Source organism: Streptomyces sp. NBC_00029 (assembly GCF_045160505.1).
In the GTDB taxonomy this organism is placed as follows: Bacteria; Actinomycetota; Actinomycetes; order Streptomycetales; family Streptomycetaceae; genus Streptomyces.
Genome location: NZ_CP108292.1, coordinates 6047635 through 6064580 on the forward strand (window position 1 = coordinate 6047635; position 16946 = coordinate 6064580).

Annotated in this window: 17 protein-coding genes; 11 read left to right on the plus strand and 6 right to left on the minus strand. The window is 71.2% G+C overall.

Annotation, left to right across the window (positions count from 1 at the left end):
- Positions 1-15 precede the first annotated feature (15 nt).
- The 4 genes from OG753_RS28445 to OG753_RS28460 all read left to right on the plus strand — a co-directional run bounded on the left by OG753_RS28445 (position 16) and on the right by OG753_RS28460 (position 3525).
- Positions 16-933: a F0F1 ATP synthase subunit gamma gene (locus OG753_RS28445; RefSeq protein WP_327264469.1), complete on the plus strand. Its 918-nt coding sequence runs from the start codon at positions 16-18 to the stop codon at positions 931-933.
- Entirely contained in the window at positions 933-2375 is a 1443-nt protein-coding gene (atpD, locus tag OG753_RS28450) for a F0F1 ATP synthase subunit beta (RefSeq protein ID WP_327264470.1), read from the plus strand. The genes OG753_RS28445 and atpD overlap by 1 nt, the downstream gene beginning before the upstream one ends.
- A 141-nt stretch (positions 2376-2516) precedes the next feature.
- The gene (locus OG753_RS28455) at positions 2517-2888 is read left to right on the plus strand and encodes a F0F1 ATP synthase subunit epsilon (RefSeq protein WP_150259378.1); all 372 of its coding nucleotides are present in this window, start codon (positions 2517-2519) and stop codon (positions 2886-2888) included.
- Between the two features lie 190 nt (positions 2889-3078).
- Entirely contained in the window at positions 3079-3525 is a 447-nt protein-coding gene (locus OG753_RS28460; RefSeq protein WP_327264471.1) for a DUF2550 domain-containing protein, read from the plus strand.
- Between the two features lie 72 nt (positions 3526-3597).
- On the opposite strand, the gene OG753_RS28465 is transcribed toward OG753_RS28460, so the two are convergent.
- From OG753_RS28465 to OG753_RS28475, 3 genes are all read right to left on the minus strand, one after another.
- Positions 3598-5496, minus strand: a complete 1899-nt coding sequence (locus OG753_RS28465) for a glycosyl hydrolase family 18 protein (RefSeq protein ID WP_327264472.1) — start codon at positions 5494-5496, stop codon at positions 3598-3600.
- Positions 5497-5620: 124 nt separating this feature from the next.
- Positions 5621-6274 carry a response regulator gene (locus tag OG753_RS28470; protein WP_405790662.1) on the minus strand — a complete coding sequence of 218 codons (654 nt, stop codon included), beginning with the start codon at positions 6272-6274 and terminating at the stop codon, positions 5621-5623.
- On the minus strand, positions 6271-7473 hold the full coding sequence (locus OG753_RS28475; RefSeq protein WP_405792841.1) for a sensor histidine kinase: 1203 nt from the start codon (positions 7471-7473) through the stop codon (positions 6271-6273). Before OG753_RS28475 ends, OG753_RS28470 begins: the two co-directional genes overlap by 4 nt.
- A gap of 151 nt (positions 7474-7624) precedes the next feature.
- Here OG753_RS28475 and OG753_RS28480 point away from each other — a divergent pair, with 151 nt between their 5' ends.
- Positions 7625-8197: a hypothetical protein gene (locus OG753_RS28480; RefSeq protein ID WP_327264474.1), complete on the plus strand. Its 573-nt coding sequence runs from the start codon at positions 7625-7627 to the stop codon at positions 8195-8197.
- 14 nt (positions 8198-8211) lie between these two features.
- Here the strand turns inward: OG753_RS28480 and OG753_RS28485 are convergent, their stop codons facing one another.
- On the minus strand, positions 8212-8784 hold the full coding sequence (locus tag OG753_RS28485) for a cob(I)yrinic acid a,c-diamide adenosyltransferase (protein WP_327264475.1): 573 nt from the start codon (positions 8782-8784) through the stop codon (positions 8212-8214).
- Between the two features lie 106 nt (positions 8785-8890).
- On the opposite strand from OG753_RS28485, the gene OG753_RS28490 reads away from it, so the two are divergent.
- The 4 genes from OG753_RS28490 (at position 8891) to OG753_RS28505 (ending at position 13629) form a co-directional block, all read left to right on the plus strand.
- Entirely contained in the window at positions 8891-9430 is a 540-nt protein-coding gene (locus tag OG753_RS28490) for a hypothetical protein (protein WP_405790664.1), read from the plus strand.
- A gap of 156 nt (positions 9431-9586) precedes the next feature.
- Entirely contained in the window at positions 9587-10435 is an 849-nt protein-coding gene (locus OG753_RS28495) for a 3-hydroxyacyl-CoA dehydrogenase family protein (protein ID WP_327264477.1), read from the plus strand.
- Between the two features lie 176 nt (positions 10436-10611).
- Entirely contained in the window at positions 10612-10935 is a 324-nt protein-coding gene (locus OG753_RS28500) for an STAS domain-containing protein (protein ID WP_031148287.1), read from the plus strand.
- 192 nt (positions 10936-11127) lie between these two features.
- A complete protein-coding gene (locus OG753_RS28505) occupies positions 11128-13629 on the plus strand; it encodes an ATP-binding protein (RefSeq protein ID WP_405790666.1) in 2502 nt (833 codons plus the stop codon).
- 96 nt (positions 13630-13725) lie between these two features.
- On the opposite strand, the gene nucS is transcribed toward OG753_RS28505, so the two are convergent.
- Positions 13726-14397, minus strand: coding sequence for an endonuclease NucS (gene nucS / locus OG753_RS28510; RefSeq protein ID WP_327264479.1), 672 nt, complete (start codon positions 14395-14397; stop codon positions 13726-13728).
- A 220-nt stretch (positions 14398-14617) separates the two neighbouring features.
- Between nucS and OG753_RS28515 the strand changes: the two genes are divergently transcribed.
- Positions 14618-15010 (plus strand): SCO5389 family protein, encoded by a 393-nt coding sequence (locus tag OG753_RS28515; protein ID WP_327264480.1) that lies wholly within the window; start codon positions 14618-14620, stop codon positions 15008-15010.
- A 186-nt stretch (positions 15011-15196) separates the two neighbouring features.
- On the opposite strand, the gene OG753_RS28520 is transcribed toward OG753_RS28515, so the two are convergent.
- On the minus strand, positions 15197-16228 hold the full coding sequence (locus OG753_RS28520) for an LLM class flavin-dependent oxidoreductase (protein ID WP_405790667.1): 1032 nt from the start codon (positions 16226-16228) through the stop codon (positions 15197-15199).
- 229 nt (positions 16229-16457) lie between these two features.
- Here OG753_RS28520 and OG753_RS28525 point away from each other — a divergent pair, with 229 nt between their 5' ends.
- The gene (locus tag OG753_RS28525; protein ID WP_327264482.1) at positions 16458-16784 is read left to right on the plus strand and encodes an ATP/GTP-binding protein; all 327 of its coding nucleotides are present in this window, start codon (positions 16458-16460) and stop codon (positions 16782-16784) included.
- Positions 16785-16946: the final 162 nt, after the last annotated feature.

Sequence of the window (16946 nt, forward strand, 5' to 3'; positions counted from 1 at the left end):
GAAGGGACCTGACTCATGGGAGCGCAGCTCCGGGTCTACAAGCGTCGCATCCGTGCCATCACGGCGACCAAGAAGATCACCAAGGCGATGGAGATGATCGCCGCCTCGCGCATCGTCAAGGCGCAGCGCAAGGTGGCGGCGTCGATGCCGTACGCGACCGAGCTCACCCGTGCGGTGACCGCGGTGGCGACCGGTTCGAACACCAAGCACGCCCTGACGACCGAGGTCGAGCAGCCGACCCGTGCCGCGATCCTGCTCATCACGAGCGACCGCGGTCTGGCCGGCGGCTACTCCTCGAACGCCATCAAGCAGGCGGAGCGGCTCACCGAGCGGCTGCGCGCTGAGGGCAAGGAGGTCGACACGTACATCGTCGGCCGCAAGGGTGTCGCCTACTTCGGGTTCCGCGAGCGCAAGGTCGCGGATTCGTGGACCGGCTTCACCGACAGCCCGGCCTACGCCGACGCCAAGCGCGTCGCCGGACCGCTGATCGAGGCCATCCAGCTGGACACGGCCGAGGGCGGCGTCGACGAGCTGCACGTCGTCTACACGGAATTCGTGTCGATGATGACGCAGAACGCGGTCGACGGCCGGATGCTGCCGCTCAGCCTCGACAAGGCAGAGGAGGAGGACGGCGCGAAGGGCGAGATCCTTCCGCTGTTCGACTTCGAGCCGTCGGCGGAGGACGTCCTCGACGCCCTTCTGCCGCGCTACGTCGAGAGCCGTATCTACAACGCACTGCTGCAGTCGGCCGCTTCCGAGCACGCCGCCCGCCGCCGCGCGATGAAGTCGGCGACCGACAACGCCGGAGACCTCATCAAGAGCCTCTCCCGGCTTGCCAACGCGGCCCGCCAGGCCGAAATCACCCAGGAAATCAGCGAGATCGTCGGTGGCGCGAGCGCCATGGCTGACGCGACCGCGGGGAGTGACAAGTAATGACGACCACTGTTGAGACGGCCGCCGCCACGGGCCGCGTCGCCCGGGTCATCGGCCCGGTCGTCGACGTGGAGTTCCCCGTCGACGCCATGCCCGAGATCTACAACGCCCTCAAGGTCCAGGTCGCCGACCCGGCCCAGGACGGCGAGCTGAAGACCCTGACCCTCGAGGTCGCGCAGCACCTGGGTGACGGCCTCGTCCGTACCATCTCGATGCAGCCGACCGACGGTCTGGTCCGCCAGGCCCCGGTGACCGACACGGGCGAGGGCATCACCGTCCCCGTCGGTGACTTCACCAAGGGCAAGGTGTTCAACACCCTCGGTGAGGTGCTGAACTACCCGGAGGAGAACGCCAACGTCACCGAGCGCTGGCCGATCCACCGCAAGGCGCCCCGCTTCGACGAGCTCGAGTCGAAGACCGAGATGTTCGAGACCGGCGTCAAGGTCATCGACCTTCTCACCCCGTACGTCAAGGGTGGAAAGATCGGTCTGTTCGGTGGTGCCGGTGTCGGCAAGACCGTTCTGATCCAGGAAATGATCTACCGCGTCGCCAACAACCACGACGGTGTGTCGGTGTTCGCGGGCGTCGGTGAGCGTACCCGTGAGGGCAACGACCTCATCGAGGAGATGGCCGACTCCGGCGTCATCGACAAGACGGCGCTCGTCTTCGGCCAGATGGACGAGCCCCCGGGCACCCGTCTGCGCGTCGCGCTTGCCGGTCTGACCATGGCGGAGTACTTCCGCGATGTGCAGAAGCAGGACGTGCTCTTCTTCATCGACAACATCTTCCGGTACACCCAGGCGGGTTCCGAGGTGTCGACCCTGCTCGGCCGTATGCCCTCCGCGGTGGGTTACCAGCCGAACCTGGCCGACGAGATGGGTCTCCTCCAGGAGCGCATCACCTCGACCCGTGGTCACTCGATCACCTCGATGCAGGCGATCTACGTCCCCGCGGACGACCTGACCGACCCGGCGCCGGCGACCACCTTCGCCCACCTCGACGCGACGACGGTTCTTTCCCGTCCGATCTCCGAGAAGGGCATCTACCCGGCCGTGGACCCGCTGGACTCGACGTCCCGCATCCTCGACCCGCGGTACATCGCGGCGGACCACTACGCCACGGCGATGCGCGTCAAGGGGATCCTGCAGAAGTACAAGGACCTCCAGGACATCATCGCGATCCTCGGTATCGACGAGCTGGGCGAGGAGGACAAGCTCGTTGTCCACCGTGCCCGTCGCGTCGAGCGCTTCCTGTCGCAGAACACCCACGTGGCGAAGCAGTTCACCGGCGTGGACGGTTCGGACGTTCCGCTCGAGGAGTCGATCACCGCGTTCAACGCGATCTGCGACGGTGACTACGACCACTTCCCCGAGCAGGCGTTCTTCCTGTGCGGTGGCATCGAGGACCTGAAGGCCAACGCCAAGGAGCTGGGCGTCTCCTGATCCGGCGCGCTCCTCACGGAGCGCATCCGGTGTCACAGGTTTCATGGAGAGGGGCGGGTGTGTCCCGTCCCTCTCCCCACGCCCATTAGAATTTGACCCAACACCCGGCCGACCCGCCGGGTGGTGACCCGAGGAGCCACCTTGGCTGCTGAGCTGCACGTCGAGCTGGTCGCGGCGGACCGCAATGTCTGGTCCGGCGAGGCCACCCTTGTTGTCGCCCGCACCACGTCCGGCGACATCGGCGTCATGCCCGGTCACCAGCCGCTTCTCGGTGTGCTGGAATCGGGCCCGGTGACCATCCGCACCAGCGAGGGCAACACTGTCGTCGCCGCGGTGCACGGCGGTTTCATCTCGTTCGCGGACAACAAGCTGTCCCTGCTGGCCGAGATCGCCGAGCTCGCGGACGAGATTGACGTCCAGCGTGCGGAGCGGGCACTGGAGCGCGCGAAGGCGGAGGCCGATGCGGCCGCCGAGCGTCGCGCTGATGTCCGGCTGCGCGCCGTAACGGGCTGAACGCCCGTCGGAGTTTGATCGCTTGAGTCCCGGTGGGCGACCGCCGGGACGCAGCAGACCTCAGCCGCGGTCCGTGCTGGAATTTTCCAGACCGGGTCGCGGCTGAGGCGATGCAGGTCCTCCCCCGGACTCCGTCTGGGAGGGGCCCCCAGTTCTCATGCGTATTCGATGTGCGAGGAGGTCGGTGAAGATGCTCCTCGCTCTGCTTGTGAGCGGCCTGGTCGTAACCCTGGTGGTGATCGGGCTGTTTGTCTTCGGGCTGCGCCGCAGACTCATCCAGCGGTCCGGCGGAACCTTCGACTGCAGCATGCGGTGGGGTGTGTCCGACGAGCCCGACATCTCCGGCAAGGGCTGGGTGTACGGGGTCGCGCGCTACAGCGGTGACCGGATCGAGTGGTTCCGGGTGTTCTCGTACTCCCCGCGCCCGCGCCGGCTGCTGGAGCGGTCCTCCATCGAGGTCGTCGCCCGCCGCGCCCCGGAGGGCGAGGAGGAGCTGGCGCTGCTCTCCGACGCCGTCGTGCTCGGCTGTCTCCACCGGGGGACCCGCCTGGAGCTGGCGATGAGCGAAGACGCGCTGACCGGTTTCCTGGCCTGGCTGGAGGCGGCGCCTCCCGGCCAGAGGGTGAATGTGGCCTGATCGGGCCGCACGCACGCCGGACGTGAAGAAGCCGGGGAGACGGGGGCGGACCCGTCTCCCCGGCTTCGGTCCTTACTGCAGCCCGGTGTGGACCGCGTTCGCGAGCTCACCGTTCGTGGTGTCGCCGCTGAACTCCCAGTAGAAGGCTCCCCGCAGGCCCTGCTGCTTGGCCCAGGTCATCTTCCCGGCGATCGTGGCGGGGGTGTCGTAGCTCCACCAGTTGCTGCCGCACTTGGCGTAGGCCGTGCCGGCGACGGTGCCGGTGGCCGGGCAGCTGTTCTTGAGCACCTTGTAGTCCTCGATGCCCTGCTCGTACGTGCCGGGCGCGGGCCCGGTGGCGGTGCCGCCGGGGGCCGCCTGGGTGACTCCGGTCCAGCCGCGGCCGTAGAAGCCGATGCCGAGGTTCAGCTTGGAGCCTGCGACGCCCTTGGCCTTGAGCTTGGCGATGGCGTCGGCCGAGTTGAAGCCGGCCTGCGGGATGCCCGCGTACGAGGTGAGCGGGGAGTGCGGGGCCGTCGGCCCCTGCGCCGCCCAGGCACCGAAGAAGTCGTACGTCATGACGTTGTAGAAGTCGACGTACTGCGCGGCGCCGCCGTAGTCGGCCGCGTCGATCTTGCCGCCGCTGGAGGCGTCGGCGGTGATGGCCGCGGTGACCAGGTTGTTCGCGCCGAACTTGGCCCGGGTCGCCTGCATCAGGTTCTTGAAGGCGGCCGCTCCGCTGGTGTCGCAGGACAGGCCGCAGGCGTTCGGGTACTCCCAGTCCAGGTCGATGCCGTCGAAGACGTCGGCCCAGCGCGGGTCCTCGACCAGGTTGTAGCAGGACTGGGCGAAGGCGGTCGGGTTGGCGGCGGCTTGCGGGAACCCGCCGGACCAGGTCCAGCCGCCGAAGGACCACAGGACCTTGATGTTCGGGTAGGCCTTCTTCAGCTTGCGCAGCTGGTTGAAGTTGCCGCGCAGGGGCTGGTCCCAGGTGTCGGCGACGCCGTCGACGCTCTGGTCGGCGGTGTAGGCCTTGTCGTAGTCGGCGTAGGCGTCACCGATGGTGCACTGGCCGTTCTGGACGTTGCCGAAGGCGTAGTTGATGTGGGTGATCTTGCCCGCGGTGCCGGAGGTGACCAGGTTCTTCACGTGGTAGTTGCGGCCGTAGACGCCCCAGTTGGTGAAGTAGCCGAGCTTGACCTTGCCGCTCGGGTCCGGGGGAATGACCCCTCCGGTCGTCGTGACCGTGGTGGAGCCGGAGGAGGGACCGGTCTGGTCGATGGTGTCGCGGGCGGTGACGCTGTAGGTGTACGTCGTGCCCTTGGTCAGGCCCGAGTCCGCGTAGCTCGTCCCGGTGACGGTGGCGATCCTGGCGGAGCCCCGGTAGACGTCGTAGTTCTTGACGCCCTTGTCGTCCGTGGCCGGGGTCCAGGTCAGGGTCAGCGAGGTGTCGGCGACGTTGCTCGCGGCGGGGGCGCCGGGAGCCGTGGGGGGAGTGTCACCGGGCTGGGTGCCGCCGTCGCAGGAGGCTCCGTTGATCCTGCAGCCGCTCGGGGCGCCGGAGCCGGCGCCGTTGAAGCCGAAGCTGGCGGTGGCCCCGGGGGCGAGGGTGCCGTTCCAGCCCAGGTTCTTCGCGGTCCAGTGGGTGCCCGAGCTCGTGACGGTGGCGTCCCAGGCGGAGGTCACCGAGGTGCCCGCCGGGTAGTCCCACTCCACGGTCCAGCTGCTGAGGGTGGTGGTGCCGGTGTTCTTCACCACCCACTTGCCCTCGAAGCCGGAGCCCCAGTCGGAGACCTTGGTGTACGTCGCCGTCGCGGAGGCGGCCGCCTGGGCCGGGCCGGCGAGTGCGACCAGGCCGGTGACGGGGAGGGCGAGCACGGCCACGATCGCCGCGACTCGACTGAAGAACCGGGTGCGCCTGGTGCGGGGTGGGGATGCTGTGCTCAAGGATCCTCCGTAGGTCCGTCGCGGCCGTGGGGCCGGCTGCGACATGGGGGTGGGACCTGCGCCGCCCGTGAGCACGCTTTGTCATGGCACGCTCACCACAGTGTTGCGGCGAGCGTAGAAAGGTCTGGACCAACCGTCAAGAGGTCCAGACCGGTGGGCGACTTCGTGCCTATATCCCCAACTCCTGCGCCAGTACAGCCGCTTGGAGGCGACTGCGCAGCTCCAGCTTGCCGAGCAGCCTGCTGACGTGCGTCTTGGCCGTCGCCTCCGCCATCTCCAGCCGCGCCGCGATCTCCGCGTTCGACAGCCCCTCGCCCAGAGCGCTCAGCACCTCCCGCTCCCGCCGGGTGAGGGAGGCCACCGCCGCGGCCCGCTCGGGCGCCGGAGCGGGCCGCGCCGGACGGGGAGCCGCGAACTCCGCGATCAGCCGTCTGGTCACCGCCGGGGAGATCAGGCCCTCGCCGCGCGCGACGGTGCGTACCGCCTCGATGAGCTCCGCCGCGTCCGCGTTCTTCAGCAGGAAGCCCGACGCCCCCGCCCGCAGCGCCCCGAAGACGTACTCGTCGAGGTCGAAGGTGGTCAGCACCAGGACATCGGCCAGGCCCTCCGCGACCACCTGTCGGGTCGCCGAGACCCCGTCCAGCCTGGGCATCTGCACGTCCATGAGGACGAGATCCGGCCGCAGCTCCCGGGCCAGGCGCACCGCCTCCTCCCCGTCGGCCGCCTCGCCCACCACCTCGATGTCGCCCGCGCTGCGCAGGATGAGCACCAGCCCGGCGCGCACCGCGCCCTGATCCTCCGCCACCACCACCCGAATGGTCATGCCTCCACCGCCTTCTCCTCCGCGGGCAGTGTCGCCCGTACCTGCCACACCGCATCGCAGCGGCCCGCCGTGAACTCCCCGCCCAGCAGTTCCGTCCGTTCCCGCATGCCGATCAGCCCGGCCCCGGAGCCCGGGGCTCGCGGGCCCGGCCGGTCGCCGTAGGGGGAGTCCACCGCCACCGTCAGCAGTCCGCCGGTGTGCTCCACGCGGACCGTGACCGTGCCCGGAGCGGCGTGCTTGAGGGCGTTGGTCAGCGACTCCTGGACGATCCGGTAGGCGGCCAGCTCCACCGGGGCCGCCGCCGGTTCCCCGGGCGGCCGCTCGTCGTGGAGTACGAAGGCCAGCCCGCTCGCCGAGCCGTTGGTCCGGGCCTGTCCGATCAGGGCGTCCAGGCCGTCCAGTGAGGGCACGGCGACCGGTTGCCGGTCGCCCCCCGCATCCCGGAGCAGCCCGATCAGACGGCGCATTTCGGCCAGCCCCTGCACGCTGTTCTCACGGATCACCCCGAGCGCGTCGCGGCTGGTCGCCGCCGTGTCGATGGACAGCGCGGCGGTGGAGTGGATGGCGATGGCGGAGAGGTGGTTGGCCACCATGTCGTGCAGCTCCCGGGCCATCCGGGCACGCTCGGCCGCCACCGCCTGGCTGCGGTCCATCTCGGCCAGCAGCGCGGTCTGCTCCGCCCGCAGCCGGGCCGCCTCGGCGGCCTCGCGGTGATTGCGCAGGGTGGCGCCGGTCAGGGCCGGGGCGAAGCTGACGATGCCGGTGATCGCGCCGATCAGCAGGGCCTGCGGGGAGCGCAGCCAGGCCAGCGAGGCGATGGTGATCACGATCGTGATCAGGCCGGTGCTGACCGGGAGGCGCCGGGCCATGGCCGGTTTTCCGTAGACCACGGCGGCGTACATCAGATCGGTGAAGATGACGACGGTGGCGAGGCAGCCGACCGTGAACTGGTCGGCGATCACCCCGAGGGTGCCGACGACGAGGGTCACCCGGGGCCTGGTGCGGCGCAGCAGCTCCATCGAGCCGAGGACCACCAGCGGCACCAGGGCCGCCCAGGCCGGCAGAGAGTTCCGGCTGGGGCTGCTGTAGACGCCGAGCGACCAGAACGCCAGGCCCGCGGCCGTGCTGACCGCCGCGAGGAGGACGTCGTCCCGGTGCGGACGCAGGTCGTGGATCTTCGTGGTCACGGTCCCATCCAACAGGGTGCGCGGCTCCTGCACCTCGGCGGAGAGACCGAGGTCCGGGTACATCGAACGATGCATGCCGACATGGTCACTGGTGACGACGCAACGGGCCCGGCCGGACGGGAGCCTTGAAGGGAACGAGGAAACCGAGCGGACGGAGAGTCCCATGATCGTCGCGCTGATCATCGCCTGTGAGATCGGCTTCTGGGTATTGCTGGCGGCCGGACTGGCCCTGCGCTACCTGGCGAAGATGCCCAGGCTGGGGGCGGCGGTCCTGCTCTGCGAGCCCCTGATGGAGCTCGTCCTGCTGGTGGTCACCACGCTCGACCTCAAGAACGGCGCCGAGCCGGACTGGAAGCACGGACTGGCCGCGCTCTACATCGGCTACACCGTGGCTTTCGGCCACTACACGGTCAAGTGGCTCGACGGGCACGCCGCGTACCGGCTGGCCGGAGGACCGAAGCCGGCGGGCGCCGGGTACGGAAGGGCGCGGTCCCTGCACGAGTGGAAGCTCTGGGTCCGTACGGTGATCGCCGCCGCCGTCGCCCTGGCCCTGCTGCAGGTGGCGATCTGGTACGTCGGCGACGCGGGCGACGTCAGCTCCCTCCAGGCCTGGCAGTTCGGCGCCCTGCGCGTGGTCGGCATCCACGCCCTGGTCGCCGCGGCGTACACGATCTGGCCGGGCAAGGCCCCGGCGGCCGCCGCCGAGGACCCTTCTTGCGTCCGGTCCGAGCGCTGACCCGGGTCGTCCCGTCAGCGCTCGCCGCCCGGCACCCACAGCACGTCCCCGACCTCCTTGTTGGCCACCCTGGCCAGAATGAACAGGAGGTCGGACAGGCGGTTCAGGTAGGTGGCGGTCAGCGGGTTCATCACCTCGCCGTGCACCTCCAGGGCCGCCCACGTCGAACGCTCGGCGCGCCGGACCACGGTGCAGGCCTGGTGCAGCAGGGCGGCGCCGGGGGTACCGCCGGGGAGGATGAAGCTGCGCAGCTTCTCCACCTGCTCCAGGAAGTGGTCGCAGTCCGCCTCCAGCTTGTCCACGTAGAACTGCTCCACGCGCAGCGGCGGGTACTCCGGGTCCGCGACCACCGGGGTGCACAGGTCGGCTCCTACGTCGAACAGGTCGTTCTGCACACGAACCAGGACCTTCACGACCTCCGCCGGCAGTCCGCCGAGCGCGATCGCCGTCCCGATGGCCGCGTTCGCCTCGTTGGCGTCGGCGTACGCGGAGATCCGCAGGTCGGTCTTGGCCGTGCGGCTCATGTCGCCCAGGGCGGTCGTGCCCTTGTCGCCGGTACGGGTGTAGATGCGCGTGAGGTTCACCATGCGGCCAGGGTAGACGGGCCCGCCGGGGAAATTCCGGGCGAGGTCGCCGCTTCGCGCGTACGGTCCGAGGGGGCCGCAGGAGCCCCGGGAACGGGGGAGTGGCCACGTGGCCGACGCGTACTACATCTGGCGGCTCGCCGAGGCCGCCCAGCAGATCGACCTCCTGGCGGGTTTCCTCGCGACGCGGCGCGAACCGGGCCCGGACCGCCTCGCCGCACCGGCCGAGTGCGCCGGGGCCGGGCGTGCGGCCGTGGCCGCCGGACGCCTGGGGGACGCCCTCGAGCGCCTCGACGACCTGCGCGAGCACGCCGCCCGCTGGGCGGGGCATCCGCACCATCCGGGCGAACCGGGCGCCGCCGAGCACGACGCGCAGGTGTGGGACTACGCGAAGGACATGCTGCGCGAGGAGCGCGGGCCCGTGCCGACGTACCTCCCCACGGCGCGCGACATCCTCTGGCAGCTCCGCTTCCTGCAGCGGAGGATCTGTGCGTGCCCGCAGGCGGACGCGCAGGCCAGGGCCGACGCGCACTACCTCGCGGGCCGCGCCGCCATGGCCGTCGAGATCGGTCACCTCGGCGCCGCGCGCAGGGAGCTGAGGCGGCTGCGCGCACTGGCCGAGAAGCACGCCGGGGACGACGGCGGATGAACTGGACGCCGGGGCAGGGGTGCTGGGCCGTACCGGTGTGATGTCCGTCATCTGAGACGTGACGCGTGTTACTTCGCGGTCACACCGCACCGCCCGGGCGCTAGTCTCCGCCGGAGTGGCTACGTGACTGTGGCGTATGGAAACGAGGGGTGTGTAGTGGCTGGGAAGCTCGCCGTCATCGGTGCCGGACTCATGGGTTCCGGCATCGCGCAGGTCTCCGCTCAGGCGGGTTGGGACGTCGTACTCCGCGATGTCACCGATGCCGCGCTGACCCGCGGCACGGACGGAATCAAGGCCTCCTACGACAAGTTCGTCTCCAAGGGCAAGCTGACGGCCGAGGACGCCGAGGCCGCGCTCGCGCGCATCACCACCACCACGGACCTCGACGCGGTCTCCGACGTCGACATCGTGGTGGAGGCGGCCTTCGAGAAGATCGAGATCAAGCACGAGATCTTCCGCGCCCTGGACAAGATCGTCCGTGAGGACACGATCCTCGCCTCCAACACCTCCGCCATCCCGATCACGAAGATCGCTGCCGTGACGGAGCGTCCGGAGCGGGTCGTCGGCGCGCACTTCTTCTCGCCCGTCCCGATGATGCAGCTGTGCGAGCTCGTACGCGGCTACAAGACGAGCGACGAAACCCTCGCCACCACCCGGGCCTTCGCCGAGTCCGTCGGCAAGACCTGCATCGTCGTCAACCGCGACGTGGCCGGCTTCGTGACGACCCGTCTGATCTCCGCGCTGGTCGTCGAGGCCGCGAAGCTGTACGAGTCGGGCGTGGCCTCCGCCGAGGACATCGACATCGCCTGCAAGCTCGGCTTCGGACACGCGATGGGCCCGCTGGCCACCGCCGACCTCACCGGCGTCGACATCCTGCTGCACGCCACCAGCAACATCTACACCGAGTCCCAGGACGAGAAGTTCGCCCCGCCGGAGCTCATGCGCCGGATGGTGGACGCCGGGGACATCGGCCGCAAGAGCGGCCAGGGCTTCTACAAGCACTGAGGTCTGGCCCCGCCACGGAGCACCACCGTTCGAATGCCTTCACCCCTCAGGGTGAATTAGGTATCGGTTCGCTCACGGTCGGCAACTTCCCTGCCCGTGCGGCAGTCAGTTGCAGTGAGAGTTGCCGACCACGGACCAGTCGGACCCATACGTACGCAGTACTGCCGGGAGTACACATGCACATCAGGGGCGACCACGCCGAACTCGCTGTCGGGGGCCGCCTCGACGTGCGCAGCGCGGCGGACGCCCGTACGGTCCTCCACACCGCCCTCGACGACGGCCAGGGCGATCTCGTCCTCGACCTCACCGGGCTCGACTCCTGGGACGCCACCGGCCTCGGCGTGATCATGGGCGCGCACCGCCGGGCCGGCCGGACCGGCCGGCGCCTGGTCCTGCGCGGGGTGCCGCCGCAGATGCAGCGGCTCCTCGTGGCGACCAGGCTGCACCGGATCCTCGCGATCGAGGGCGGCCTCGAAGCCGAGTCCCTGCCCCGCGTCTGACCGGCAGCCCGCTGACCTTTGCATTTCCTGCGGAAACGTAACGGTCCGGTGGTGATCCCCTCCCTGCGGTTTCCCGCACGACCGGGCACGGTCTAGGGTTCGGGCGGAAACCGGACCAGTAGCGACAGCGGGTGCGCTCAGGCCGGGCGGTACGACGGCGAGGCGCGCGGCCCGCGATCGGGGGACTGGGTCATGGACCGTACACAGGGGCAGAGCGAGCAGCACGAGCAGCCCAAGGGCGACTCCGCGCCCGCGGCGCCGGCCGCGGCCACCACACCGGCCGCGCCCGCCGCGGCCGGGCCCGCACGGGTGGTCAGCCTGACCACGGGCGAGTTCACCCTCACCGTCAACCCGGTCGACGGCAGCGAGATCGAACCGCTGCGCCCCGGCACCGGACGGCCGGGCCGCCCCGCCAAGCGTGACGCGGCCGCCCGCGCGGTCCGAGCCGCCGCCGCACGACCTCCCGTACTGCCGGGCCCCGCCGTCCCCGCCCGGCCCCTGCTGGAGCGCGAGGAGGAGCGGGAGCGGCTGGTGCGGCTGCTGGGCCGCGGCCGTTCCGTACGGCTGACCGGGCCCTCCGGATCCGGCCGCAGCGCCCTGCTCGACGCGGTCGCCGACCGGTGCGAGGGTCTCGCACCCGACGGCGTCGTACGGCTCTCCGGCCACGGGCACCAGCAGCCCGGGGAACTGCTCCACACGCTCTATGCCACCGTGTACGAGGCCGTGCGGGAGCGGCCCGCACGGGCCGAACTCCTGGCCCGCGTACGGGAGATAGGCGCCGTCGTCCTGCTGGACGACCTGGAGATGGGCGGGCCCGCCCTCGACGAGCTGCTGCGCGCCACCCCCGAATGCGCCTACCTGCTGGCCGCGACCCCCGACACCCGGGCCCCCTCCGACGACTCGCACATCGAGGAGGTCTTCCTCGGCGGGCTCGGCAAGGCCGACTGCGTGCAGCTCCTGGAGGCGGGCCTCGGACGTCCGCTGACGGACGAGGAGACCGCCTGGGCGGGCGACCTGCGCTTCGCCTCCGAAGGGCTTCCGCTTCGCTTCGTCCAGGCCGCCGCGCTGCTGCGCCAGCGGGACGAGCTCAACCACAGCGACGAGGACGACGAGGAGGAGGAGCCCGGCGTCTTCGAGGAGCGCCCGCGCGACGCCGTGCACGTGCCGCTGCCGACGCTGGCCGAGGCCGCGGCCCCGGCCGAGCTGCTGGCCTCGCGGGTCAGCGAGTCCGCGCGCGCCGCCCTGCGGATCGCGTGCGCGCTGGGCGGGGAACTGCCGCACCACGCGCACCTGCCGGCACTGGTGGGGGACACCCACGCCGACACGGCCGTGGCGGAACTGCTCGCCTGCGGGCTGCTGACGCCCGTCGGAACGCGCTACCGGCTCGCCCCCGGCGTCGCGCGCCAGCTGGAGGAGGTCGGGTACGGGGACACCGCGTCCGAGGAGGCCCGTACGGCCGCACGGCACTACGCCTGGTGGACCGGGCACGCCTCGGTGGTCCCGGAGCGGGTCGCGGCGGAGGCGGACGCGGTGCTCGCGGCGCTGGCCGGTGCGGACGTGGTCGCGGCGGTGCTGCTGGCGCGGACCGCGGCCCCGGCGTTCGCCGCCTCGCTGCACTGGGAGGCCTGGGAGCGGGTGCTGCGCTCGGGGGCGGAGGCCGCGCGCAAGGCCGGAGAGGTCGCCGAGCAGGCGTACTTCCACCACGAACTCGGCGTGCTGGCCCTGTGCGAGGAGCGCCTGGACCGCGCGCGGGCCGAGCTGGAGACCTCGATCGGGCTGCGGGGCGCGCTGGCGGACAAGCGGGGCACGGTCGCCGGCCGGCGGGCACTGGCCCTGGTCGTCGACCGGGAGACCGCGGGCGCGGCGTCGCCGCCGCTGCGGCTGGAGGCACCGGCCGCCCTGGCGGCCGCCTCGGAGGCCGTGACGGCGGCCACCCCGGCTGCCCCGGCCGTTTCGACCACCAAGGCCACCAAGGCCACCAAGGCCGATCCGGCCGCCCGGGCGGCCTCCGAGGCGCCCACGGCCCGCGTGGCCCCGGTCGCTGCCGTCGGACCGGCGACCGCTGCGTCTCCGGTGGGCCGGGTTTCCGCCGAGGCGGTGACCCGTATGACTCCGGTCGTGCCGGTGACCGCCCGCTCGCAGACCCCCACCACGCTGTCCGAGGTCTTCGAGGACGCCTTCCCGCTGGATCCGAAGCCCGCCGCGCCCGCCGCCCCCCGGCCGGCCGCCGCGCAGGCCCCGGTCCCCAGCCGCCGCCGGCGGGTGCTGCTGGCCGGCGCGGGCGCGCTGACGGTGGTGGCCCTGGGCACGGTCGTGAGCCTGGCGGTCAGTTCCTCCGACACCTCGCCGCCGGCGCAGGGACCGGCGGTGTCCTCCACTCCGACGGCCACGGTGCCCATGACGGCCCCGAGCACCAGCGGGAACGATCCTGCACCGGAGCCGCCCGTATCGGCGCCGCCGTCGCAGGCCGCGGTTCCCGGCCAGAGCGTCGCCCCGGCCCCGGGCCGCACGCCCGTCCGGACCCCGTCGCGCCGTCCGTCCGCGACCACGCCCGGCTCCACGCCGCCGTCGCCCGTCTCGCCCCCGCCGACGAGCGCGAACCCCTCTCCCACCCCGACGGAGACCGCCGTACCGTCGCCGACGGCCACCCAGGCGGTCACGGCCACGGCCACCTCACCGGTCACCGGCCGCTGAACGAAGAACGGCTCCGTCCCTGGGGGCGGAGCCGTTGCCCGGAGGCGCCGTTGACCACGAGCGCCGATGGACCGGAAGAACAGAAGGACCGGAGGATCAGAACAGGCGGAGCTTGTCGTCCTCGATGCCGCGCAGCGCGTTGTAGTCCAGCACCACGCAGTCCATCCCGCGGTCCGTCGCCAGGACCTTCGCCTGCGGCTTGATCTCCTGGGCCGCGAAGATGCCGCGGACCGGGGCCAGGTGCGGGTCGCGGTTGAGGAGTTCGAGGTAGCGGGTCAGCTGCTCGACACCGTCGATCTCGCCGCGGCGCTTGATCTCCACGGCCACCGTCGCACCGGAGGAGTCCCGGCACAGGATGTCGACCGGGCCGATCGCCGTCATGTACTCGCGCCGGATCAGCGTGTAGCCCTCGCCCAGCGTTTCGATGCGGTCCGCCAGCAGTTCCTGCAGGTGTGCCTCGACGCCGTCCTTGATGAGCCCCGGGTCCGTGCCCAGCTCGTGGGAGGAGTCGTGCAGGACTTCCTCCATGGTGATGATGAGCTTCTCGCCCGCCTTGTTGATGACCGTCCACACGTTGGCCTCGTCCCCGCTCCCCTCCTTGAGGGTGCACGGCGGCGACATCCAGTTGAGCGGTTTGTACGCTCGGTCGTCCGCGTGGATCGAGACACTGCCGTCGGCCTTCACGAGGATCAGACGGGGTGCCGAGGGCAGATGGGCGGTGAGCCGGCCCGCGTAGTCGACGGAGCAGCGGGCAATGACGAGACGCATGGTCGGCAACGCTACTCGACGGATGCGCCTTCACGCGATTCGCCCCTGAAAGCCCCGTTCGCCGATGGCGCGTTGTATGCGCATTCTCCTGGTGCGTCACCCATGGGACGCCTACCGTGGTGAGCGGGAGGTTGTCGAGCGTGCACTCTGCGTCGCGACCTCCTTCCCTGCCCGTAAGACTCCGGCAACCCAAACAGCCGGGGTCGCGAGAGGAGAACCCATGTCGCTCGACGTCTCACCGGCCCTACTCGAACAGGCCGAGCGAGGCGAGGTCGACGAAGCCGCCTTCGTCGACTGCGTCCGGACCTCCCTGCCCTACGCCTGGGAGATGATCAGCTCGCTGGTGGCCCAGCTGAAGGTGGACGGCGGAGAGTTCGCCGACAACCAGACGCCGCCGCCGGACGAGCAGGCGCGGGGGCAGCTGCTGCGCGCCCTCGCGAGTGACGCGATACGCGGTGCGCTGCAGCGGCACTTCGGAGTGCGCCTGGCATTCCAGAACTGCCACCGGCTGGCGGTCTTCCCGCTGGATCCCTCGGTGGACGACCGGCTGGCCAAGTTCACTTCGATACGTGGTCAGCTGCTCAACCAGTCGCCGGAGCTGCGCGACTGCTAGGTCCTGTCGTCAGAGTTCCTCCCCCCGGCCACCGCCGGGTGGTGTGCCCCCGGACCCGCGACGCCCGGCACCGGACGTCGCGGGCCCGGGCGGCGCTGCTTTGACGACAGAACCTGGGCCGTCTCCTGCGGATCGTGCCGCACGGGCGTGATCCGCGGGAAACGGCCCGGGCAGGACCGGCAGGTCTCAGCCGAGGCGGGGAAGGACTTCGGCGCCGAGTCGTCGGACGTTCTCCTCCGTCGCGGCGAGATCGCCGCTGCCCTCCGTCAGGAGGGCGAAGCGCGTGATGCCCGTCCGTGCCGACGTGGCCGCCAGCCGGTCCGCCGCCACCTCAGGGGTGCCCACCGGGTGCAGGTCGCACAGCAGTTCCGTATAGGCGACCGGATCCCGCATCGCGCGCACGCGGCCGTCCACCGTCACATGCGCGTCGAGGCCCTGCTTGAGCCAGCCCGGCATCGCCTTCAGCAGGGTCTCTCGCGCGTCCGCCGTACGGTCCGCGATCTGGCACACTCCGGCCGAGACGTGTCCCGCTCCCGCCACGACCTCGCGCGAGTGGCCCGCCGCGAGCGCCGTGCTGCGCCACAGCGCGACCATCTCGGCCTTGCTCTCGTCCCCGCAGTGCATCCCGAGCAGCATCGGCAGCCCCCGCTCCGCGGCCATCCGTACCGACGCGGCCGAGGTGCAGGCCACGATGACCTCGGGCCCGGCCACGTCCCCGTCCAGGGCCTCCGAGGGCCGCGGTACGACGGCCACCTCGCGGAATCCGTACCGCTCGCCGGCGGCCCCCACCCGCGCCTCGGTCAGCCACCGCCGCAGCAGGTCCAGGGCCTCCGGGAAGCCGTTCTCGTAACTGTCCAGGCCTCCCCCGAACACCTCCAGGTCGACCCACGGCCCGCCGCGGCCCACGCCGAGGGTGAACCGGCCGCCCGAGGTCACGTGCAGCAGGGCCGCCTGTTCCCCGAGCGCCACCGGGTGCGTGCTCGGCAGCACGCTCACCGCCGTCCCCACCCGCAGCCGCCGGGTCCTGCCCAGCATCAGGGCCGCCAGGGTCACCGCCGAGGGGCAGACCCCGTACGGCACGAAGTGGTGCTCGGCGAGCCAGACCGAGTCGAGCCCGGCCTCCTCGGCCACCTCGGCGGTCCGCACCGCCCGGTGCAGTGCCTCTCCCTGTCCCTGGCCCGGGAACTGGGCCGCCAGTACAAACGCTCCTACGCGCATCGCCTTTAGCCTCCTCGCGGCTGACGCGGCCTCCCCCAGGTGGACCGGTTCTTCCTATGGCAACAACGTCTGACACGTGCCAAAGGCACGGGCTGACACGAAAGTTATTGGGATTGTCGGGCCATTCCTCTTCGCGCGCCGGCCTTCATCAGCCACCCTGCGGGTACCCGGCCTCGCTGCGCGTAGTCTGGGAGAAAGTCACTGCCGTCCGCCCATCCGTGAGGTATACGTGTCACCGCGCAACAACCGCCCCAGGGGCGGCGAGACTCCGGAAGAACGCCCCGGCACCGGCCTCGACCGCTACGGGCTGGAGCGCACGGAGGAGTACCAGGGCGAGGACTGGAAGGTCCGGCACGTGGCCGGCGCGAGCGCTGCGGGCAAGCGCTACCGCTGCCCCGGCTGCGACCAGGAGATCCCCTCCGGGACCCCGCACCTGGTGGCCTGGCCCGAGTACGGCGGCGTGGACGACCGCCGCCACTGGCACAAGGCCTGCTGGAACGCGAAGGACCGCCGCACCACGAAGGTGCAGCGGTCCCGCAACGCTCCCCGGTACTGACCGGGCGAAGGCCCCGGCCTAGGCCGTCTCTTTCGGATCCTGCTCCCCCAGCTACCGCTGGGAGGTGCCCCCAGGCCCGCGCTGCCCGGTGCCGCACCTCGCTGTGTTGTCGGGGCTCCCGAGTACGTCCAGTACGAGGGAGCTCCTCCGCCTTGCGATGCA